22 protein-coding genes are annotated in these 19248 nt (G+C 50.4%); 5 read left to right on the top strand and 17 right to left on the bottom strand.

The window, feature by feature from the left end:
* Nucleotides 1-74: 74 nt before the first annotated feature.
* Nucleotides 75-584 (bottom strand): VOC family protein, encoded by a 510-nt coding sequence (locus GWG06_RS21650; protein WP_160715926.1) that lies wholly within the window; start codon nt 582-584, stop codon nt 75-77.
* Between the two features lie 99 nt (nt 585-683).
* A complete protein-coding gene (locus GWG06_RS21645) occupies nt 684-1067 on the bottom strand; it encodes a winged helix-turn-helix transcriptional regulator (RefSeq protein WP_127042046.1) in 384 nt (127 codons plus the stop codon).
* Between the two features lie 246 nt (nt 1068-1313).
* Here GWG06_RS21645 and GWG06_RS21640 point away from each other — a divergent pair, with 246 nt between their 5' ends.
* Nucleotides 1314-1697, top strand: a complete 384-nt coding sequence (locus tag GWG06_RS21640) for a DoxX family protein (RefSeq protein WP_160715924.1) — start codon at nt 1314-1316, stop codon at nt 1695-1697.
* A 1-nt stretch (nt 1698) separates the two neighbouring features.
* On the opposite strand, the gene GWG06_RS21635 is transcribed toward GWG06_RS21640, so the two are convergent.
* From GWG06_RS21635 to GWG06_RS21620, 4 genes are all read right to left on the bottom strand, one after another.
* On the bottom strand, nt 1699-2760 hold the full coding sequence (locus GWG06_RS21635; RefSeq protein WP_160715922.1) for a DUF5700 domain-containing putative Zn-dependent protease: 1062 nt from the start codon (nt 2758-2760) through the stop codon (nt 1699-1701).
* A gap of 56 nt (nt 2761-2816) precedes the next feature.
* Nucleotides 2817-3563, bottom strand: a complete 747-nt coding sequence (locus GWG06_RS21630; protein WP_160715920.1) for a DUF1223 domain-containing protein — start codon at nt 3561-3563, stop codon at nt 2817-2819.
* A 345-nt stretch (nt 3564-3908) separates the two neighbouring features.
* Nucleotides 3909-4559, bottom strand: coding sequence for a carboxypeptidase-like regulatory domain-containing protein (locus GWG06_RS21625; RefSeq protein WP_160715918.1), 651 nt, complete (start codon nt 4557-4559; stop codon nt 3909-3911).
* Between the two features lie 155 nt (nt 4560-4714).
* Entirely contained in the window at nt 4715-5425 is a 711-nt protein-coding gene (locus GWG06_RS21620; RefSeq protein WP_160715916.1) for a carboxypeptidase-like regulatory domain-containing protein, read from the bottom strand.
* A 102-nt stretch (nt 5426-5527) separates the two neighbouring features.
* Between GWG06_RS21620 and GWG06_RS21615 the strand changes: the two genes are divergently transcribed.
* Together GWG06_RS21615 and GWG06_RS21610 are read left to right on the top strand one after the other, a co-directional pair.
* Nucleotides 5528-6085 (top strand): GNAT family N-acetyltransferase, encoded by a 558-nt coding sequence (locus tag GWG06_RS21615; RefSeq protein ID WP_160715914.1) that lies wholly within the window; start codon nt 5528-5530, stop codon nt 6083-6085.
* Between the two features lie 3 nt (nt 6086-6088).
* Nucleotides 6089-6859 (top strand): nucleotidyltransferase family protein, encoded by a 771-nt coding sequence (locus tag GWG06_RS21610; protein ID WP_160715912.1) that lies wholly within the window; start codon nt 6089-6091, stop codon nt 6857-6859.
* Here the strand turns inward: GWG06_RS21610 and GWG06_RS21605 are convergent.
* The 3 genes from GWG06_RS21605 to GWG06_RS21595 are packed head-to-tail and all read right to left on the bottom strand — an operon-like array spanning nt 6834 to nt 8732.
* Complete coding sequence (locus tag GWG06_RS21605) at nt 6834-7547, bottom strand: alpha/beta fold hydrolase (protein ID WP_160715910.1); 714 nt, start codon at nt 7545-7547, stop codon at nt 6834-6836. The genes GWG06_RS21610 and GWG06_RS21605 overlap by 26 nt on opposite strands.
* 48 nt (nt 7548-7595) lie before the next feature.
* A complete protein-coding gene (locus GWG06_RS21600) occupies nt 7596-8207 on the bottom strand; it encodes a Crp/Fnr family transcriptional regulator (RefSeq protein ID WP_202183088.1) in 612 nt (203 codons plus the stop codon).
* Nucleotides 8208-8252: 45 nt separating this feature from the next.
* Complete coding sequence (locus GWG06_RS21595) at nt 8253-8732, bottom strand: nuclear transport factor 2 family protein (RefSeq protein ID WP_160715908.1); 480 nt, start codon at nt 8730-8732, stop codon at nt 8253-8255.
* Between the two features lie 278 nt (nt 8733-9010).
* On the opposite strand from GWG06_RS21595, the gene GWG06_RS21590 reads away from it, so the two are divergent.
* Nucleotides 9011-9361, top strand: coding sequence for a DHCW motif cupin fold protein (locus tag GWG06_RS21590; protein WP_160715906.1), 351 nt, complete (start codon nt 9011-9013; stop codon nt 9359-9361).
* A gap of 5 nt (nt 9362-9366) precedes the next feature.
* A complete protein-coding gene (locus GWG06_RS21585; protein ID WP_160715904.1) occupies nt 9367-10500 on the top strand; it encodes a lactonase family protein in 1134 nt (377 codons plus the stop codon).
* On the opposite strand, the gene GWG06_RS21580 is transcribed toward GWG06_RS21585, so the two are convergent.
* From GWG06_RS21580 to GWG06_RS21545, 8 genes are all read right to left on the bottom strand, one after another.
* A complete protein-coding gene (locus tag GWG06_RS21580) occupies nt 10490-11257 on the bottom strand; it encodes a 3-oxo-5-alpha-steroid 4-dehydrogenase (RefSeq protein ID WP_158631575.1) in 768 nt (255 codons plus the stop codon). The two genes, GWG06_RS21585 and GWG06_RS21580, sit on opposite strands and share 11 nt — an antisense overlap.
* Nucleotides 11254-12228, bottom strand: coding sequence for an NAD-dependent epimerase/dehydratase family protein (locus tag GWG06_RS21575; protein ID WP_160715902.1), 975 nt, complete (start codon nt 12226-12228; stop codon nt 11254-11256). The genes GWG06_RS21580 and GWG06_RS21575 overlap by 4 nt, the downstream gene beginning before the upstream one ends.
* A gap of 166 nt (nt 12229-12394) precedes the next feature.
* Nucleotides 12395-14548, bottom strand: coding sequence for a multicopper oxidase domain-containing protein (locus GWG06_RS21570; protein ID WP_160715900.1), 2154 nt, complete (start codon nt 14546-14548; stop codon nt 12395-12397).
* 87 nt (nt 14549-14635) lie between these two features.
* Nucleotides 14636-15121 carry a DUF3347 domain-containing protein gene (locus GWG06_RS21565; protein WP_127042076.1) on the bottom strand — a complete coding sequence of 162 codons (486 nt, stop codon included), beginning with the start codon at nt 15119-15121 and terminating at the stop codon, nt 14636-14638.
* A gap of 12 nt (nt 15122-15133) precedes the next feature.
* Entirely contained in the window at nt 15134-15346 is a 213-nt protein-coding gene (locus tag GWG06_RS21560) for a heavy-metal-associated domain-containing protein (RefSeq protein ID WP_127042078.1), read from the bottom strand.
* Between the two features lie 108 nt (nt 15347-15454).
* Nucleotides 15455-16507 (bottom strand): flavin reductase family protein, encoded by a 1053-nt coding sequence (locus GWG06_RS21555; RefSeq protein ID WP_160715898.1) that lies wholly within the window; start codon nt 16505-16507, stop codon nt 15455-15457.
* Between the two features lie 4 nt (nt 16508-16511).
* Nucleotides 16512-18779 carry a heavy metal translocating P-type ATPase gene (locus GWG06_RS21550; RefSeq protein ID WP_160715896.1) on the bottom strand — a complete coding sequence of 756 codons (2268 nt, stop codon included), beginning with the start codon at nt 18777-18779 and terminating at the stop codon, nt 16512-16514.
* An 83-nt stretch (nt 18780-18862) separates the two neighbouring features.
* Nucleotides 18863-19243 carry a helix-turn-helix domain-containing protein gene (locus tag GWG06_RS21545; protein WP_127042084.1) on the bottom strand — a complete coding sequence of 127 codons (381 nt, stop codon included), beginning with the start codon at nt 19241-19243 and terminating at the stop codon, nt 18863-18865.
* Between the last annotated feature and the right edge of the window lie 5 nt (nt 19244-19248).

The raw sequence follows: 19248 nt of genomic DNA, 5'->3' as shown, positions 1-19248 counted from the left end.
TTCGTTTGTACTGATAAGTGCAGCAGTAAACCTGGATCAGCTTCAAAATCTCAAATAAAAAAATAATAAAATAACTAAATCCCGCCGTGGGCCTTGCGTAACTCCCCGATGTCGAGTTTTTTCATTTTGAATATGGCATTGGTAACGCGTGATACGCGGGCGGTATCCTTGTCCTGGAGCAGGTCTGTCAGTTCGGTAGGTACCACCTGCCAGGATACGCCGAATTTATCTTTGAGCCATCCGCACATCTGTGCATTGGGATCACCGCCTTCGCTGAGTTTATTCCAGTAATAATCGACTTCTTCCTGGGAGCTGCAATTGACAACAAAGGAGATGGCTTCGTTGAAAGTGAATACCGGTCCGGCGTTCAGGGCAACAAATTCCTGCCCTTCAATCTGAAATTCCATTGTCATGACTGTGCCTTCCGGCATCTGATGTATCTCGAATCCTTCTTTTGTATAGTGGGTCACTCTGCCTATCCTGGAATCCTGGAAGATAGATACGTAGAATTTAACGGCTTCTTCCCCGTTTTTATCGAACCATAAGTTGGGCGTTATTTTCTGAACGGTGAGTTTCTTTTCCATAGTTAAAATTTTGTAAGATGGTAACTACTTCAAAGGTATACCAGGGAATTTGTTCAGATAGGGGGAGGGCACGACAATCTGAGGGGTAAATCCGACATGTTATGTTTTACGTGCCTTCCTGCTGTCTTTCCTGATTTTCTCCCGGTGCATATGTCCCCATTCCACCAGTGACTGCAGCACCTTTTCTAAGGTATCACTGTAATCTGTCAGTTCATACTCAATAATTACCGGCGTGGAATCGTAGACATTCCTTTTAATAAATCCGTTAAGTTCCAGGTCCTTCAGTTCATTGGATAATACCCTTGCAGAGATGCCTGCCACCATCCGCTGCAATTCGTTGAAACGGATGGTACGCGCCTCCCGCAGCGCAATAATGATTTTCAGTTTCCACTTGCCGCCAATCACATACAGTGCATCTTCCAGCACTCCCAGCTCCGACATGCACCGGTCATAGCTATGTGTATCGTGTTCATGTTTCTTCATAAGATGATAAATATAAAGATTTTCGGATTTTCGGATTTTTTGATGTTGGAATTTAAAAATGCAGCGGATATACTCGCTAAGATCTTCCTGATTTTATCCGCTGCATTTTTAAATTTCAAAATTCCAAAATCCGTAAATCAGTAAATCCTGTCAGTAGCTAACCCAAAGGTTACTGCTAACCCAAAGTATACTACTTACTTTTTACAAGCGAATGTACCTAGTTTTGATTTGTCAAAAATCTAATATATGAAAACACTGAAAATTGCTTATTGGGTGAGTACCGGTATTATCGTGCTGGTGATGCTGTACTCCGGTTTTGCTTATCTGACGCAACCTGCGCTGCAGCAGGGATTCCAGCATCTTGGCTATCCGGGATATTTCCGGGTGGAGCTGGGTATTGCGAAACTTATCGGTGCGGTATTGCTGGTAGTACCGGTATCCGCGCGGGTACGGGAATGGGTGTACGCAGGGTTTGCGTTTACGTTTATATCAGCTTTTATTGCGCATGCGGCTTCCGGTGATCCGATTGGCAATAAAATCGGGCCGGTGATTTTCCTGGCAATACTGGGCGTGTCTTATGCGGCCTGGGTGAAACGCAGTGTGACAGAGCAACGCACGCAGGTAGCATAAATCATTTAACAGGAAGTATCAGTTTTTGCTGAAGGCGCTGCAGATAAGCGGCGCTTTCTGTTGAAAACTTTCCCTGCTTCCGGCTGGCAGCACGCTGATATAGCAGCATAAAAGCCAGCGGATCATCTGCCTGCTGCAGGAGTTCCTGCCACCGCCCGGACTGCCGTATGATGCTGCACATATACCTGCCGGGGATATGACCGCCATTGACGGCATAGCCATTGAACATATCCTGGTAGCTGATGTCAATGGTGTGTGTGGCGGCCTGTTGCAGCAGGCTGTCGAGCTGCCGGATACATTGCCGGGACTGTCTGGCTTCATCATGGTAAAGGTCCTGCCAGGCGTCATATACAGGTGAGCTGCGTTGCAGTAATACGGGTTTATCTATCTGATCGGCGATACCTTCCTGTGATACATTACTGAGAAATAAAAGCAGGTACTGTTCCTGCGGAGTGGCTATGGTGGCGTTGAAGCGGCTGCCATGAAAAGACCTGCCGGTAATGCTGTGAAAGGCTTCATGTGCAGCGAGCAGCCCGGGTGCATAGGTATGCAGCTGGCAGGCCAGCAGCATGTCCATGATAACAAACTGCTGTACGCTGGTAGCATCGCTGAAACCCATAAAGGTATATATCAGTGTGGGCAGCAGGGTATCCTGGCGAAGGCGGGGCGGCAGGCAGGGATACAATGCTTTTTTCATGGCTGTTCTTACCGCCGGTTGTTCCAGCCCGGGAGCGGTGGCTTTTATCCAGGCGGCCTTCTTCCGGTATTCCAGGTGATAGGCCGCGCTTTCGGAAAGCGTGCCGGTATCGCTACCGGGCATGTATATACGAAACATATCCTGTACAAAGGTGACGCTGTCGATATGCCCGGTGCCTGTCAGCCACCTGCCGATACCGTCATCGAACCAGGTGTGCCATAACGCGGAGGATGGCTTTCTGCCTGCCTGCAGGGTATCTGCCAGCTGCCAGTAGTGGCCGGTAGTATTATAAAAGGCGGGCTGTTGCCGGGATACGGCGGAAAGGTGCAATAACAGAGCGGTTGACAGCAGCAGGATTATCTTCATCAGGAATTGTTCACTTATCCGAAAGATAGTGACTTTTGAGAGATGTGCTGCCGGTATCAATGATTTTTTCCGGCAGCAATGATTTCCCCTGTTTTACTTTGCTGTACAAATCCTATTACATCACAGCCTGCAGCGGTTACCCCTTCCGGTAGTGCTATCGTATAGCTGCCGGCAGACGTTTCTTTCAGGTCAATGTTTTCCAGTTTCCTGACAACGTTGATATGGGTAAGTTCCCTTCCGTTGTTTTCTCCTGCGGTGATGCGGCTGACAGCCTTCCGCTGTACCAGGGTGAGGAGCAGGTTGTTTCTTCTGGTTTTACCGTTATAGGCATAGCGGACCTGCAGCGCGCTGTCGCCGGCAGGGAGTACGCTCAGCGTCAGCTCTCCTCCGGGCGTGGCCTGCAGCCCCTCCTGTATGGCTGCCCGTAACAGCGGTTCCTGTGACCGTTTAAATACTGTTTTACCGTTAAGTATCAGTTGCGGCGTATATACGGTAGGGATGCTGAGTAATTCCCGGTAATGCCTTTGCCGGAAAGAGAAGTCCGGGCTGCTGAAAGGATCTTTCCATCCCAGGCGGTTCCAGTAATCTACATGGAAAGCGAGGATATACACAGCCTTATCCTGTTGCTCAGCGGCAATCTGCGCTACCAGGTCTTCCGCGGCGGGGCAGCTGGAGCAGCCTTCGGAGGTGAATAGCTCCACCACTGCAAAGCCGTTGGCCGCCTTCGGCGGGGCGAATGAAAGGGAAACGGCCAGCAGGGTCAGGGTACCGGCCAGGAAGATGCCGGCAGGAAGTAATTTCATAGCAAAAGCGTTTACCGGATAAAGGTACTGCAGGTGGTAACAACGGCGATAAATATTCTATGAACAGCAATTTCCGCCGGCCGGATGACTGCCATCAGGGTAACTACTGAAATTTTATCCCCGGGGATTTTCCCTGAGGTCTGGTGCAATATTAAAGCGTAACTTTGTACGGATGTTTCCGCTTATCCATACGATCTCCGCTTTTTTTAAATAGTAGGCCGTCTCTTTACCGGGGCGGCTTTTTTATGCTTCCTGTGGGCGTGGTGGCATCAATAAATCCGCTACCGGCAGGTGTTGCAGGAATCTATCAAAGTATAATAAAGACATCTTACAGGCAGTCCTGCCTTAATGCCGGCGCCTGAAAATCTGATACCATTTTCTGCGGTGATAGCCGGTAATAACTACTTCTCCTGCCAATACCTCCCCGGGCGGAAGGTAAAGCGTATTGACAGCAGGGAAGGGATATGGGATGATAACCGTATGTATCTGATAACCGATCGCGTTTAATTGCAGTGTTATTGCCTGATGCGCGATTTCATCAGGAATGCGGAGCCGGAAATTTCCGTTATTATCAACATGTGTACCCCGCCCGGTTCCTGCAATTAACACGGTAGCACCGTAGACCGGCGTTCCGTTGGCACTGTCTCTCACTGCACCTGTGAGGAAGGTTGCAGCAGTGGTATCATTACTGCCGGCCGGTTGCCCGGGCAGCTTTGTATCTGTCTGCATGGTTGGCATAACTGTCTGCTGCGCCCTGCTGCTGCCGGGCACTATCAGCGCCAGCAGGGAAGCCAGCAGCGCTGCCGTTCCCGACCTGCGTTTTACCGGTGGCGTTGCCATAATATGCCTGTTTACCTGCGAAGGGTGAAAGTTCCCGCACACAACACCGGAAGCTGTCTGCAGATAGGACAGTATTTCCCGGTCATTCATGGTAGAAAAATCCACCACCGTTTTCCGGCACCTGTCGCAGAAACGCCCCGGCCCAGCTGGCGTCATGTCATGCCAGGATTGTTGGCAAGGTTGAGGTACAGTGATGTACAGGGATTTTTTCATACGGGGAAGTTAGGGAAATATCAGGTACGGTAAATCAGTTCTGCTGACACGATAAACAGAGACATTGTAACGGTCATGTATAAACGACAAGTAGCTGTCTATGATTTTTTCCGCCACCAGAAAAGGAATTTACGTTTTACCGGTGTTTTGCAAAAGATAACTGTTTCAAAATTCCCGGTGACATGCAGGGAAAGGTAAATGTCTCTGTTAGCCGGCCATACCGGAGAGATAGTGATTTCCTGCTGTTCATATCCGATAAAGCTGACTACCAGTACAACAGGTTGCTGCTGTATCTTATCCGGCACCTGCAGGCGGTAATATCCTTTGGCATCTGTATGAACGGCGGTACTGGCGCCCTTAATGGTTATTTGTGCAGCCGGTACCGGTTCCCCGGTCTGATGGTCTTTTACAATACCCGAAATAACCGGTTCCGCTATGGTGTCGCCCGCCGGAGCAGGTAACTTCTCCTTGTTATCATGTACTGCAACGGGCAGTGTACGTGGCTGTGCTTTGCCGGCCGTAGGCAGCACAAGTGTCAGCAGGGAAGCCAGTAAGCCGGATACAACGTAGCGGCGCTTTGCAGGCTGCACAGGAGTAAGCGGTGTATTTAACTGTGACGCATGAAAATATCCGCAGGAGCTGCCGGCCGCCGTTTGCAGATAATCCAGTATTTCCCGGTGACTCATCATGGAAAAATCCACTACCGTTTTCCGGCAGCTGCTGCAGAAACGCCCGCCGGCCGCCGGCGTCATCGTATCCCATGACTGGCTGCAGGGCTTCGGAATATGTATCTGCAAGGATGTTTTCATAATACAATGATAAACAATTCTGCTGCATTCATGATTCATCTTTCGCAGTAATATCAGCAGGATAAGATCAATTATCTTATTTTTGACAACTAAATCAACAGGATGATAACGATTGCTCCGCTGACGCGGCTAACCAAGGCAGAAACAGACAGGATGGGCTTTCAGGGATATACTTCTGATAAGGTGTATAACGTTGACGTACAAACGAATGCTGCCGGCATGTCCATAACATTTACCCTGGCGCCGCTGGAAAAACCATATGTCAAATACTGGAAAATCACCGATGAAGATCTCTACGCATACCGGGATACCCTGCGGGCAGGCCATTCGTTCGGTGCTTTCGAGGAAGATACCTTAGTCGGCTTTGTGATCTGTGAACAACGGGACTGGAATAATACCATGTGGGTAGAAAGCTTGCTGGTAGCGGAAAGTGCGAGAGGTGCAGGCATAGGAAAATTGCTGCTGGCACAGGCTATCTCCCATGCTGCCGCCAGCGATTGCCGCCACCTGGAGCTGGAAACGCAGAACACCAACGTACCGGCCGTTACCTTTTACCTGAAAAACGGATTTGCGCTTACCGGTGTCAATACCACCCTGTACGATCCTTCCCAGGATAACAAGGAAATTGCTTTCTACCTGACGCATAACCTGAAAAAGTAAGATATGATTCATCAGCAATTTGTAAGACATATTATGGAAGTGATACAGTTCGATGAATCGATCGTCGGACTGGCAGTAGGCGGATCCTGGATCACTGATGAACTGGATGAATATTCAGACCTGGACCTGGTACTGGTTACACGGGAAAAAACGGGCGGTGACAGGGAGAAGATGATGGCTTATGCCGCCTCTTTCGGGGAGCTGCTCTCTGCCTTCACCGGCGAGCATGTGGGAGAACCGCGCCTGCTCATCTGCCTGTATGATAATCCGCTGCTGCATGTAGATATTAAATTTGTTACGCCGGAGGAATTTCATACCCGCGTGGAAAATCCTTTTATCGTGCTGGATACAGACGCAGAGCTGGATGAAATTGTCACCGGTACACCTGCGGCTTATCCGCCGCCAGACTACCAGTGGATAGAAGACCGTTTCTGGACCTGGGTGCATTATGCCCTCCAGAAAACCGGACGGGGTGAACTGATGGAAGCGCTGGATTTCTTCGGCTTCATCCGCAATGTGGTGACTGGTCCGCTGTTACAGGTGAAGAACGGATTATTGCCCAGAGGTGTCCGCAGAGTGGAAGAGAACCTGCCACCCGCGGACCTGGAAAAACTGGCCGCCACCATACCGGCGTACGACCGGGCTGCCATCCTCAAAGCCTTGCATCATACTGTTGCCCTGTACCGGGAACTGCGTCAGGCGGTGTTTCCAGAGGAAATACGCCTGCAGGCCGCCGCGGAAGAAAAAGTTATGCAACAGCTGGCAGCTTATTAAGAAATGCTTCCAGCAGCGCATTGAAGGCTGCCGGTTGTTCCATCATCGGCGCATGGCCGCATTGCGGTAACAGGATAAGCCTGGCATCCGGCAGGTGCTTTTTAAATTCGCGCGCCACTTCCGGTGGCGCAATTTTATCATCTTCTCCCCAGATCAGTAATACCGGTGTTTTTATTTCCGGCAGCAGATGCGCCACATAATTACGTTGCGCCGATTTGGCCATACGTACAATGCTAAGGCATTTGCGGGCATCCGTCGTGGTTTTGAAAACCTCTGCCACCAGGCTGTCTGTAGCAATTGCCGGATCATAAAAAGTATATTCCACACGCTCCCGGATATACGCATAATTTCCTCTTTTCGGAAAGCTGCCCATACCGAGATTTTCATGCAGCCCGGAGCTGCCGGTGAGTATAAGTTGTTTTACCTTATCCTGATTACGGTGCGTATACAGGATTGCTACATGGCCGCCGAGGGAATTGCCGACAAGTATCAGGTTATCCAGCTGCGCGCAGTGAACATAATCTTCCAGGAACTGAACCAGGTATTCCAGGTTATCACCCTTATGCTGATCGAAGATAGGCAGGGCAGGGATATGTATATCGTAGCCTGACCCGAAATGCGCAATCACTGCTTCCCAGTTGCTCAATCCGCCGAACAGGCCGTGTAATAAAATCATCTGCTGCTTCATGTGTTTTTTTTACAAAGCTATCAGATGTGTCACAAGGCGTCTGTGATCTCAGTCACAAAAGTTACGTGACTGGTCCAGCAGGTAGAGCCTGGCCCTGCTCAGGGCTTCGCGGCTGGTATAGAGATACCGCGCAATGTTGGTGAGCGATATTTTCTGGATAATGGCAGGACGGCGCTCCAGCAGGAATTTATAACGCTGCAGCGGACTTTTCAGGGAAAGAATATACTGGTGTTCGGATTGTTGTTCCAGCAGTTCCTGGTACAGTTGCAGGTTGACATGCAGCAGGTTCATATGCAGATCATACAATGGCTGCAGCTTTTTGATGTTGATACGCAGTATGGTGGCATCTTCCACGGCTATGATACTTACTGCGGAAGGCGCTTTTTTATTATAGCTTTCACAGTTGGCGAGGAAGTCATCCGCAAATCCGAACTTGACAATCTTCTCATTGCCTTCCTCATCCAGGATACAGAATTTGAACACACCTGATATTACAAATGCGGAATACCGGGCTACCTTCCCGTAACGCAGGAAACTATCGCCTTTCCGTATATGTTTTACTGTAGCAATACTATCCAGCAGCTGCCATTCTGCAGCTGTTACAACGGGATATTTTTTCATCAGCCGCTGGTAGTAAGATGGTAATTCGGATGTTATCATACCTGCAAAATAAAAAGAAAAATAAAAACGTGCATGGCAGGTTATTTATTTTGTCTGGCTGCGACGCTCTTCCACACAGCCGTCTTTCCGGCGGGTATCCATTACATGCTGGATTTTCCAGCCTTCCGGAAGTCTGACCAGCAGGAAGGAGTTGACGCCGCAGTGGTGGAACTGCTGTTTGAGGTAGAAGCGGTAGGGCGTCCATACGGAAGCCAGCGGGCCATCTATATGCAGGGCATCGAAGGTAATGCGTTCATCGGCGGTGCCGGCGGGCATTTTGCCGATAGCGGCCGCGAAACCGCTGATGGCGGTCGTCTGCACGCCCGGGTTACCATCTTTGTCTGTGCCGGCAGTCTGTATCACTGCACCGGGAGCAAAGCACTGCTGCAACGCAGCGGTATCTGCCTGCCGCATGGCGGTAAACAGGTTATTAATGACTGTTTTTACGGAATCTGCGGTGGATTGCGCCTGTACGGCGGCGGCCATCATCAGGAAGCCGGCAAGGGTGAGGGTTATTTTCTTCATAAAACTGTTTAACAGGGTAAACGGGTGAATAACTAAATGTATTTAAAATTCCGGTATATGGGAGATATTTAGTGACCGCCGGCGAATGGTCCGGATGTATTTTGAGCGAAAGGACTACCGTAATGAATGAGATATTATAATATTCAGGCAGATAACAGCTCCGGTTTGATACAATAGCTGTTCACCGGCAGCAGTAAGGCACTTATCTGTTGCCGGCTACATTTACGGGTTTTGATTTTCATGCTGCGTTATTACCTTTATACAAAACTCATTGTTTTATGGGGCCTGCTGAGATATTATTTGAAACAACCAACTGGGACGACCTACCGGTAACCACTCATCCGGGGGAATCGGGCACCGCCTGGTGGAAAACCTTACAATACGGAGATCTGAGGATAAGGATCGTGGAGTATTCCGCGGGTTACAAGGCAGATCATTGGTGCAGTAAGGGACATATTATCTATTGCCTGGAAGGGGAGATGATTTCCGAACTGGCAGATGGCAGCACTCATGTATTATCAAAGGGCATGTCGTATCAGGTATCGGACGGATGCAGCTCTCACCGGTCTGTCAGTGAACACGGCGTGAAGCTGTTTATTGTTGACGGCGGTTTTCTCGCCCGGAAATAAAGGACATGAAAAAACTACGGCATCTCTTCTGGCTGTTCCTGATGTACAGCAGCATGGCGCAGGCGCAAAACTACCTGTTTATCGGATCCTACAACTGGAATAAGGAAAAGGAAGGCATCTATGTATATCGTTTTGATACCGCCACAGGTGGACTGCAATTTGTATCCTCGTTAAGGGACGTACTGAATCCGGGTTATCTGGCATTGTCGCCGGACGGGCGTTACGTATACGCCTGTACGGAGGCCAGAACTCCCGGTGATGGCGGTATGAGCAGTTTTGCATTTGACAGTGTCCGTGGTGCGCTCACCTTTATCAGCCGTCAACCTGCCGGTAGTGAGAACCCTGTGTATACTGCGGTGCATAAAAGCGGCAAATGGCTGATCAACGCCTGTTATACCGGCGGCAGCGCCGCTGTATTCCCGTTGTCGGACAAGGGCGTCATCGGGCCGGCGGCCCAGGTGTTCCTGTTCCGGGATAGTAGTCTGACGGAGCGGCAGCGTAGCTCACATGTTCACAGCTCCGTCTTTTCCCTTGATCATCATCAGGTATTGCTGCCGGATCTGGGTGCAGACAAGATACGCTGTTTTACATTTACTGACAGCAGCAGCAGGCCGCTGCAAGCTGCCGCAGCGCCTTTTATCCGTACGGTTCCCGGGTCAGGGCCGCGGCATATTACTATCCATCCCAACCAACGGTTTGTATATTGTATAGAAGAAATGTCGGGTAACGTAGTCGCCTATACGTACCATAACGGTCAGCTGCAGGCACAGCAGACTATCAGGGCACATTTCCGGAAAGAGGGCAGTGATTTCAACAGTGCGGACATTCATCTTTCGCCGGATGGCCGTTTCCTGTATGCCTCTACCAGGGATCCGGAAAATATTATTGTCATCTTCCGTGTCAACAGCGCCAGCGGCCGGCTGACCAGTATTGGCCGGCAGCCGTCGGGCGGTAGTCATCCCCGTAATTTTGTCATTGATCCTTCCGGGAAATATTTGCTGGCAGCCAATCAGCTGAGCGGCAATGTGGTGGTGTTCCGTCGTAATATGCGCACCGGGCGTCTCCGCAAAACAGGCATTTCCATACAGGCGCCGGGGGCTTCCTGTCTGCAGCTGCGCAGCTACCATGTTACCAGATAAAAGGCAGCAGGGCTCTGCGTTGCACCGGAAAGTCCGGGAACTGCCGCTGGTACCATTGCTGGTTAGCGATGGCGCGCGGTATCAGGTTGGCGCAGGTCCAGATAAAGAATGCCAGCGCCGGAAAGCTCCAGGTGAGCAGGGCGTAGCCTCCCCATTCAATGATTTCACCCAGTAAATTAGGAGAAGACACATAGCGGAACATGCCGCCAAAGGGAATCTTATAGCCTGTCTCATGTATTTTCCGGAGGCGGATTAACCGGTAGTCTGCATCCAGGTTGATGGCCATTCCCGTAAAGAACAGCAGCGTACCTGCCAGAAATGCAGGTGTGGTAAGCCATTCTACGGAGTAGTCTGCAAACCGCGCAAACCAGATGCCCAGCAGGGAACCGTTTACCGTATTGAAAAGCACCGCCGACAGCATAATCACCAGCGGCATCTTTTTCCCGCGGGTACGTATCATAAACGGATATACGAAACTGCGATGCAGGTAGTGCAGCAGGAAGAAGACGACCATCAGACCTGCCGGCGTACGCCACTGGAAGCTGCGCAGCGGCATCCAGGCGAAAAAGGATACCAGCACGGTAGCTTCCATCAGTATCCAGCCGATTTTGTTGGAGATCAGCGGACCCCAGTTTTCCGAAGTATAGCGGCCATAGGGGGCCGCCCTTTTCAGGAGATAAATGCCTGCGCCTATACCGATGGCTGACCAGCAGCCGATAAACCAATAATATTGTGCCGGTGAAAATTGCCAGTTCATGATAGCTTGCCTGTTTGTTTGAACCATTGAATAGTGTCTGCCAGCGTAACGCTGACAGGACGGGGGCGGAACTGGAGGGCAGTGCGCGCCTTATTATTACTGATTTTTCTGTTGCTGCGGATCAGGTTATAGACAGACTGACGGGTATAATAGGGTGCTCCGCCGGTGAGCCCCGCCCATACATTCACCAACGGCAACGCACCCATGATCAGCCATACAGGTAATACGGGAAGGGATATACGTTTCCCGCGGATATTGCCGATATGTGCCGCCAGCGCGCTGAGCGTCAGCCACTCGCCGCTGAGGATATATGCTTCTCCCGGTGTGCCCTTCGTCAATGCCTGTACAATCGCATCCGACACATCTCTTACATCCACAAAATCAACGCCGCCGGGAAACAACGCCGGTATCTTGCCCCGGTACATATTGAGCACCGCTTTCCCGATAAGGGAAGGCCGGTGGTCATAAGGGCCGGCCACTGCTGTAGGCGCCAGTACCAGCACCTCCAGCCCGTCCAGGTTGTTTTGCAGCGCCATTTCCTGCGCCACCGCCTTAGAATGATCATACCCGAAGGGCAGGTTATCGGATGGTCCGCGTAATTCATCCAGCACCTCGTCATAGGGAGCCTGACAGTATGCCGTAATAGAACTTACAAATATAAAACGTTTTACGCCGGCAGCCCTGGATGCCGCTATCAGCAATCGCGTACTTTCGGTATTCACATGAAATAATTCCTTCTCCGGCCTGTCGCTGACAGAAATCATTGCCGCCATATGAATAGTTACATCCGCCCCTTTCACCAACTCATCCAGCACCAGCGTATCTAACAGTTCCCCATATACGAAAACAACTCCGGGCACCGCCTCCGTTTTTTTTCTTGTCAGCAACCGCAACTGGTGCCCCTGCTCCAGCAACATAGGGATAAGCACGGCGCCGAGAAACCCGGTGGAGCCGGTAATAGCTATAGTCATGGATGTGAAATTACAAAGTAATACTTTGAATTACGAATTGCGAATTGCGAATTACGAATGTAGCGAAGATTAGAGCGCAGATTTAAGAAGAGATCAAATGGCTCACCTTCTTAAATCCGCGCTCTAATCTTCGCTACATTCGTAATTCGCAATTCGTAATTCGTAATTAATACGAAAGCGTTATACCTGCTCCCAGTCCCATATCACTATCATAATGGGTGGAGAGGGAGAAGTTTTTGGTGACAACATAGCGGAAGCCGGCCATGTATTCCTTGTCGGTGTTGACCATGAAGTTGAAGCGGAGGCGCCTGGTGATGGGAACGTCTTCGCGGGTAAGTTGTATGCGCAGCCTGCCGTCGGTGTCGAGGGAGGCGTCTGCAACGATGAGCATAGGGAGCGTGTAGGACAGGCCCAGATGTAGTACCTGCCGGAAGTCTTTGGTGCTTTTTTGTCCGAACAGGTTTTTTTCGTCGTCATCCATTTTGCGGTAGCGTACATCCCAGCCGATGTAGGCGAAGAGCCATTGCATTTTCCCGAGGTATCTGCCGAAGTGGCTTTCGCTTTCGTAGCCGTGTTTATCGTTGAGGCCTACACGCCATTCGGTGGAGAGGCGGTAGCGGGTGTTGGCAACCATAATTTCTCCGTCGCTGCCGGTGCTTTCCAGGCCAATGCGCGCCATGGGGTGCAGCATGCGGTCATCTCTTTTCACCATGCGGTAGGCTTTTTTGGGATCGGGTACTTCGGGATTGGGTGGGGAGTCTTCATAGCTGAAAACGCGTCCCATGCCGCTCATCATGTGATAGAGGATATGGCAGTGGAAGAACCAGTCTCCACCCGGTTCGGTGGCTGCAAATTCGATAGTGTCCGTTTCCATGGGCATGATGTCCAGCACTGTCTTGAGCGGAGCGTATTCGCCCTGCCCGTTCAGTACGCGGAAGAAGTGGCCGTGCAAGTGCATGGGATGACGCATCATGGTATTGTTATAGAGAATGATGCGGATGTTTTCTCCTTTTTTGATAAGTATTTTATCTGTTTCTGAAACCGCTTTGTTGTTGATGGTCCATACGTAGCGGTTCATGTTGCCGCTGAGCTCGAATTTCAGTTCCCTGACCGGCGCTTCCGGCAGTGTGGTGGGTTGCGGTGCGCGCAGCATGCCGTAGTTGAGGGTAACGATATCCGGACTGTTAGCCGGCGGATCCACTATTTCAGGGTACATGACGGTGTTCATGTCCATGGTCTGGTTGGTCATCTGCATACCGTCGCTGGTGTCGAGGTCGCCGTTCATCTTCATCATGCCGTTCATCATCTTCATGCCTTCAAAATATTTGAGTTTAGGCAGTGGTGTGGCGGGTACTTTTTCTCCGTTGCCCAGCCATACGGAGGTAGAACCGGTTCTGTCTTCGGCGGTGGCCAGCAGCTGATATTTTTTATCTTCCGGAATGGTGACGATAACATCGTAGGTTTCAGATACGCCGACGATGAAGCGATCCACATCCACGGGTGTTACATCAGCGCCGTCGTTGGCCACTACGCTCATTTTTCCGCCGCTGTAGGTCAGCCAGAAATAGGTAGAGGAGCTGCCGTTGATGATCCGCAGCCGTACCTTTTCTCCGGCTTTGAATACCGGCTTTTCATCTGTATGCCGGCCGTTGGAAAGAAAGCGTTCGTAGTATACATCGCTGACATCCATAGCGGTCATACGTTTCCATTCATTGGTCACTTTGGTATTGAGATAGCCCTTTTTAACAGCTTCCGCATAGCTTTGGGTGGAACCTTTTTTAATGGCGAACCAGTCGTTTGCATTATGCAGGTAGCGGTTTACCTGGTGCGGGTTCATGTCGGTCCAGTCGCTCAGCAGTACGGTATATTCCCTGATGGGGTCAGGTTTTCTTTCATGGAAGATGAGCGCGCCGTATTCACCGCTTTGTTCCTGGAACATGGTATGGCTGTGATACCAGTAGGTACCGTGTTGCACAACGGGAAACCGGAACAGGTGTGTCTGGTGCCCTTTGATGGGTTGTGTAGTGAGGTAGGGAACACCATCGTACTGGTTGGGGAGTATAACGCCATGCCAGTGGATAGACGTTTCGTGGTGCATGGTGTTGTGGACATAAATTTCTGCGGTATCACCCTCTGTGAAATGCAGTTCCGGTCCGGGGATGCTGCCGTTGACAGCAATGGCATGCCGTGTTTTTCCGGAATAGCTGACGGTAGTGTCGCTTACATATAAGTCATAGCGTACGGTTTTGGGAGCGGCTGTTTGCGCGGCCGCAAAGCCATATATCGCCATAAACGTTATATACAGTAAAATCTTTTTCATAAAAAATGATTGGTGGGAGGGGGATTGGTTTTCCGCAGGAAGAAGGGGCTGTACCAGGTGATGGTACAGCCCTGATATGGTAATATGTTATTTAATGGTATCGGTTACTTTACCGCAGGTGAGCATCTGTGCGCCGTAGTACGGATTTTTGATACCGGAAGCGCTGCTCAGCCAGGATGCTTTTTTCATCGGGCAGTATTCCTGGTAAACAGGCGTTGCGGAGAGCTTCACTTCTTTGGCGAGCTGATAGATGTTATCAGAAAGCGTTTTAAAGTATTCGCGTTGTCTGGCGATATCTTTTGTTGCAGAAATATTGTTGGCATCTGACAGCAATTGCTCCTGCAGTTTCATGTAGGCGGTATGTGCGGCAGGGCTCATCGCTTTCATGTCTGCGGCTTTGGCGGCTTTTACAAAATCAGCGGCAGAGCCGGCAGCGTTGGCGGCATTGCTGCTCACGAGCGCATCTTTGATGTTGTAGTAAGATGTCAGGAGCGGAGAGAGCTGTGCTTCCTGTGCGTAGGTACGGGCAAATGGCGCAGCAAACAGGGCGGTTAAGAACATTAACTTTTTCATGTCTGAATATTTTTAGGCTACTTTTTCTGCTTTATAACCAGCTGCTTCTACAGCGGCTTTTACTTTATCTGCATCTACCAGGTCGGCGGAGATAGTCAGGATTTTATCGGGTGACTGCAGGTCAACTTCCCAGTTGTCTGCGCCCGCAGTTTCGTTGAGTCCGGGTGTTACGGTAGCGATGCATCCTGAGCATTTGATATTGGTTTTGAACTGTACTGTTTCCATGGTCGTTATTTTTTCTTTTTTGTTATTGTTGATGATGTAAAATTACACCCGGTGTCATGCTTTTCTGTTATACAATTATGCTTTCCTTTTATAAAATTTCCGGGGTGATTATCCGTCTACTTCCACGGTTACCTGGCTATCCAGCGGGTAGCTCCTGCAGAGGAGTATGAGGCCTGCGTCGAGGTCTTCCTGGCGGAGCGCATAATTTTCCAGGAGCTGTACTTTTCCGCTGCTGAGGCGGGCGGCGCATTTGCCGCAGGTGCCGCCGCGGCAGGAATAGGGCAGCGGTATTTTGTCTTCCAGCGCCGCGTCGAGGATGGTCATACCCGGCTTCACTTCCAGCAGGTTGGTCTGTTCATAGAGGTGCAGCAGTACTTCCTGCGTGGTATCCGGTAGGGTAATGCCGGTAACGGCTTCCGGCGCATACCACTCTTTTCGTATATGCGTTTCCGGTACCCCGACAGATGTCAGTGCTTCTTCATGCATTTTCATCAGCTCCGCCGGTCCGCAGATAAAATAGTGCGCATTGTTGTCTGTCGCAGCGATGGCCTGTTTTACCAATTTCTTCGCAATGATCCTGTTGATCCTGCCGGCGATGATATTATTTTCTGCTGCAGCTTCCCCGGCCGGATGTCTGGATAAAACATAATGGATGCGGATATTGTTTGGTTGCTGTTGCTGCCATTGATCCAGCTGTGTTTTGAAGATGGTGTCAGCCGCGGTGCTGCTGGAATACAGCAAGGTAACCTGCAGGCCGGGATGTTGCTGTATGGCGGATCTGGCGATAGCGTAAAGCGGGGTGATACCGCTGCCGCCGCCCAGCAGTACCAGATGCCGGCAGGCGGCTTCCCGGAGGGTGAAGGCGCCGAGCGGACCTTCTATCTGCCATTCGCCAATGGTGGAGGCCATGTTGAAAATATGGTTGCTCATAAGGCCACCAGGGATTCTTTTGACGGTAATCGCCGGATATACATCTGTATCCGGCGATGAGCTGAGGGAGTAAGACCGCGTGACCGGCTGGCCGTCGATAACCAGGGTTACCTGTATGAACTGGCCGGCTTCGTAGCGGAAAGGCACTCCCCGGGTATCAAAAACGATGGTCACGGAATCAGGTGTTTCAGGGATCACCGTTTTTGTATACCAGGTATAGTGTGAAGACATTCAATTACAATTTAGCTGTTTTTAAACGGAGACTGTTGGTGACAACGCTGACAGAACTGAGGGCCATTGCGGCTCCTGCAATCATCGGGTCCAGGAGGAAGCCGTTGAACGGATACAGCAGGCCTGCCGCTACCGGTATACCGATGATGTTGTAGATAAAGGCCCAGAAAAGATTCTGCTTGATGGTGCTTACCGTTTTACCGGACAGCTTCAGCGCTTTGGGTATACTGTTGAGGTCAGAGGTAATCAACGTCATCTTGGCCACATCCATCGCGATGTCGGAGCCTTTACCCATGGCGATGCTTACATCTGCCTGCGCCAGCGCCTGGGAGTCGTTGATACCATCGCCGACCATGGCTACCACTTTGCCTTGTGCCTGCAGTTCTTTTACAAAGGTGGCCTTGTAGGAAGGCATTACTTCTGCCTTAAACTGACGGATACCTACTTTACCTGCAACCGCTGCAGCAGTCTGCTGATTATCGCCGGTGAGCATGTATACTTCAATGCCCTGGCGCTGCAAGGCTGCTACGGCAGCGGCAGAGGTGTCTTTGATCTTGTCTGCGATGGCAATGACAGCCACCACTTTTTTGTCGCGTGCAAAATAGATAACTGTTTTAGCTTCATCCTGCAGCTGACTGGCTTTGGCGTTGGTAATGGCGTCCGGTACTATGCCGTTTTCTGTCATCAGTTTTTTGTTACCCACAAACCAGTGATGTTGCCCGTAACTACCTTTTACTCCCTGGCCGGTAACACTACTGAAAGAAGGCAATTGTACCGGGCTGACGCCGGTGTCTTTCAGGTGATTCACCACAGCTGCTGCCAGCGGGTGTTCTGACTGTTGTTCGAGAGAGAACAGTACTGCTGTAAGCAGGTTTTTATCTTCGTTGTCTGCCTGCCACAACAGGTCTGTTACTTCCGGTTTACCAGCTGTGATGGTACCGGTTTTATCAAGAATAACAGCATTCACTTTATGTGCCAGCTCCAGGCTTTCCGCATCCTTGATAAGGATATTATTTTCTGCGCCTTTACCAACGCCTACCATAATGGCGGTAGGAGTAGCGAGGCCCAGCGCACAGGGGCAGGCAATAACCAGTACGGTCACAGACGTGAGCAGTGCGTGGGTGAAGGCATTATCGCCGCCGGCAATCATCCATACCACGAAAGTGAGGATAGCAATACCGATGACAACAGGTACAAATATACCGGCGATTTTATCTACCAGTTTTTGTACCGGTGCTTTACTGCCCTGTGCTTCCTGCACCATTTTGATAATCTGCGCCAGCAGGGTATCAGTACCAACTTTATCGGCCTTGAACTGGAAGCTGCCCTTCTGGTTGATGGTGCCGGCAAATACCGGTTCACCTGCCTGTTTCAGCACGGGCACCGGTTCGCCGGTAATCATACTTTCATCAACATAAGAGTCGCCGCCGGTAAGGGTTCCGTCTACCGGAATTTTTTCTCCCGGCTTCACCATCAGGATATCATTCACTTTCACCTCTGCGATGGAGATCTCCCGGGTATGGCCGGCAGCATCTACCAGCAGCACTGTTTTAGGCTGCAGCCCGATCAGCTTTTTGATGGCAGAAGAAGTATTGGATTTGGCTTTTTCTTCCAGCAGCTTACCCAGGGAGATAAAAGCAATGACCACTGCGGCGGCCTCAAAGTATACGTGGGCATGTAATCCGCGCTGGTGCCAGAATTCAGGATAGATAGTGTTAAAGGCACTGAACACCCAGGCAATACCGGTACTCAATGCTACCAGCGTATCCATATTGGCTTTACCATGCCTGGCCTGCTTCCAGGCATTCACAAAAAAGCTGCGGCCCAGGAAAAACACGACCGGCGTGGCTAATGCCATCATGATCCAGTTGCCGTATGGCATATTCATAAAGAACATCCCGATGATGACGATCGGCAGCGATAATACAGAAGCCCAGATAGTGCGCTGCTTTACAGCTTTATAGTGTTTCTGCTGTGCCGCTTCTTTCACTTCTTCCTGGTTTTCTTTCTCAATAACAATGTCATATCCGACGGATCTGACAGCATTACGCAATATTTCAGGAGAGGCTTCTGACGGATTATATTCCACCCATGCGCTCTGATTGGCGAAATTTACGCCTGCATCTGTTACGCCGGGTACTGACTTTAACATGGATTCAACGCTGACAGCACATGCTGCGCAGGTCATTTCCAGTACAGGAAAGGTTTCTTTAATACCGGTTGTAGCTTTATGCTTCGCGGTGGCTTTATCTAAGATAGTAGTTGCTGACATATGGTGGATCGTTTTAGTAATGCAAAGGTACTTTGCTGTGAAGGGGGGAATGTTATACTATTCAGGGTCTTTTATATATAATTTTAAGGTTGGCGGAAAGGCATATCCCTGATAGCCGCCTTGGATTTCCGTATCTCCCGGAAATGGCCGGGAAGCAGCCCTGTTACTGACCTGAACCGGGCCGCCATCTGCCGCGCATCCCTGAAACCGAGCCGCGTGGCAATTTCCTGGCGGGAAGCATCCGAATACACCAGCCACTCCTTGATCTTCTCTACCCGATACCGTAATATATAATGATCCAGCGTACTGCCGCTGTCTTCCAGAAATACCAGACAGAGCTGCGCATACTCCTGCCGCAATACTCCGCTGATATAGGCGGCAAAATCAAATGCTGCCGGGAATACAAAATCCCCCGCATACACTGCTGCCACCACCGCTTTTATATCATCCATGATCTGTTGCATAAATA

This window comes from Chitinophaga solisilvae, assembly GCF_009928525.1.
Taxonomy (GTDB): domain Bacteria; phylum Bacteroidota; class Bacteroidia; order Chitinophagales; family Chitinophagaceae; genus Chitinophaga; species Chitinophaga solisilvae.
The sequence above is the reverse complement of the archived record's forward strand: the minus strand, read 5'-3'. Positions and strand labels throughout refer to the sequence as shown.

What these genes read in the sequence shown, in the direction of transcription:
- GWG06_RS21650 (WP_160715926.1), bottom strand. Translation starts at nt 584, where the DNA reads ATGGAAAAGAAACTCACCGTTCAGAAAATAACGCCCAACTTATGGTTC.
- GWG06_RS21645 (WP_127042046.1), bottom strand. Translation starts at nt 1,067, where the DNA reads ATGAAGAAACATGAACACGATACACATAGCTATGACCGGTGCATGTCG.
- GWG06_RS21640 (WP_160715924.1), top strand. Translation starts at nt 1,314, where the DNA reads ATGAAAACACTGAAAATTGCTTATTGGGTGAGTACCGGTATTATCGTG.
- GWG06_RS21635 (WP_160715922.1), bottom strand. Translation starts at nt 2,760, where the DNA reads ATGAAGATAATCCTGCTGCTGTCAACCGCTCTGTTATTGCACCTTTCC.
- GWG06_RS21630 (WP_160715920.1), bottom strand. Translation starts at nt 3,563, where the DNA reads ATGAAATTACTTCCTGCCGGCATCTTCCTGGCCGGTACCCTGACCCTG.
- GWG06_RS21625 (WP_160715918.1), bottom strand. Translation starts at nt 4,559, where the DNA reads ATGACGCCAGCTGGGCCGGGGCGTTTCTGCGACAGGTGCCGGAAAACG.
- GWG06_RS21620 (WP_160715916.1), bottom strand. Translation starts at nt 5,425, where the DNA reads ATGAAAACATCCTTGCAGATACATATTCCGAAGCCCTGCAGCCAGTCA.
- GWG06_RS21615 (WP_160715914.1), top strand. Translation starts at nt 5,528, where the DNA reads ATGATAACGATTGCTCCGCTGACGCGGCTAACCAAGGCAGAAACAGAC.
- GWG06_RS21610 (WP_160715912.1), top strand. Translation starts at nt 6,089, where the DNA reads ATGATTCATCAGCAATTTGTAAGACATATTATGGAAGTGATACAGTTC.
- GWG06_RS21605 (WP_160715910.1), bottom strand. Translation starts at nt 7,547, where the DNA reads ATGAAGCAGCAGATGATTTTATTACACGGCCTGTTCGGCGGATTGAGC.
- GWG06_RS21600 (WP_202183088.1), bottom strand. Translation starts at nt 8,207, where the DNA reads ATGATAACATCCGAATTACCATCTTACTACCAGCGGCTGATGAAAAAA.
- GWG06_RS21595 (WP_160715908.1), bottom strand. Translation starts at nt 8,732, where the DNA reads ATGAAGAAAATAACCCTCACCCTTGCCGGCTTCCTGATGATGGCCGCC.
- GWG06_RS21590 (WP_160715906.1), top strand. Translation starts at nt 9,011, where the DNA reads ATGGGGCCTGCTGAGATATTATTTGAAACAACCAACTGGGACGACCTA.
- GWG06_RS21585 (WP_160715904.1), top strand. Translation starts at nt 9,367, where the DNA reads ATGAAAAAACTACGGCATCTCTTCTGGCTGTTCCTGATGTACAGCAGC.
- GWG06_RS21580 (WP_158631575.1), bottom strand. Translation starts at nt 11,257, where the DNA reads ATGAACTGGCAATTTTCACCGGCACAATATTATTGGTTTATCGGCTGC.
- GWG06_RS21575 (WP_160715902.1), bottom strand. Translation starts at nt 12,228, where the DNA reads ATGACTATAGCTATTACCGGCTCCACCGGGTTTCTCGGCGCCGTGCTT.
- GWG06_RS21570 (WP_160715900.1), bottom strand. Translation starts at nt 14,548, where the DNA reads ATGAAAAAGATTTTACTGTATATAACGTTTATGGCGATATATGGCTTT.
- GWG06_RS21565 (WP_127042076.1), bottom strand. Translation starts at nt 15,121, where the DNA reads ATGAAAAAGTTAATGTTCTTAACCGCCCTGTTTGCTGCGCCATTTGCC.
- GWG06_RS21560 (WP_127042078.1), bottom strand. Translation starts at nt 15,346, where the DNA reads ATGGAAACAGTACAGTTCAAAACCAATATCAAATGCTCAGGATGCATC.
- GWG06_RS21555 (WP_160715898.1), bottom strand. Translation starts at nt 16,507, where the DNA reads ATGTCTTCACACTATACCTGGTATACAAAAACGGTGATCCCTGAAACA.
- GWG06_RS21550 (WP_160715896.1), bottom strand. Translation starts at nt 18,779, where the DNA reads ATGTCAGCAACTACTATCTTAGATAAAGCCACCGCGAAGCATAAAGCT.
- GWG06_RS21545 (WP_127042084.1), bottom strand. Translation starts at nt 19,243, where the DNA reads ATGCAACAGATCATGGATGATATAAAAGCGGTGGTGGCAGCAGTGTAT.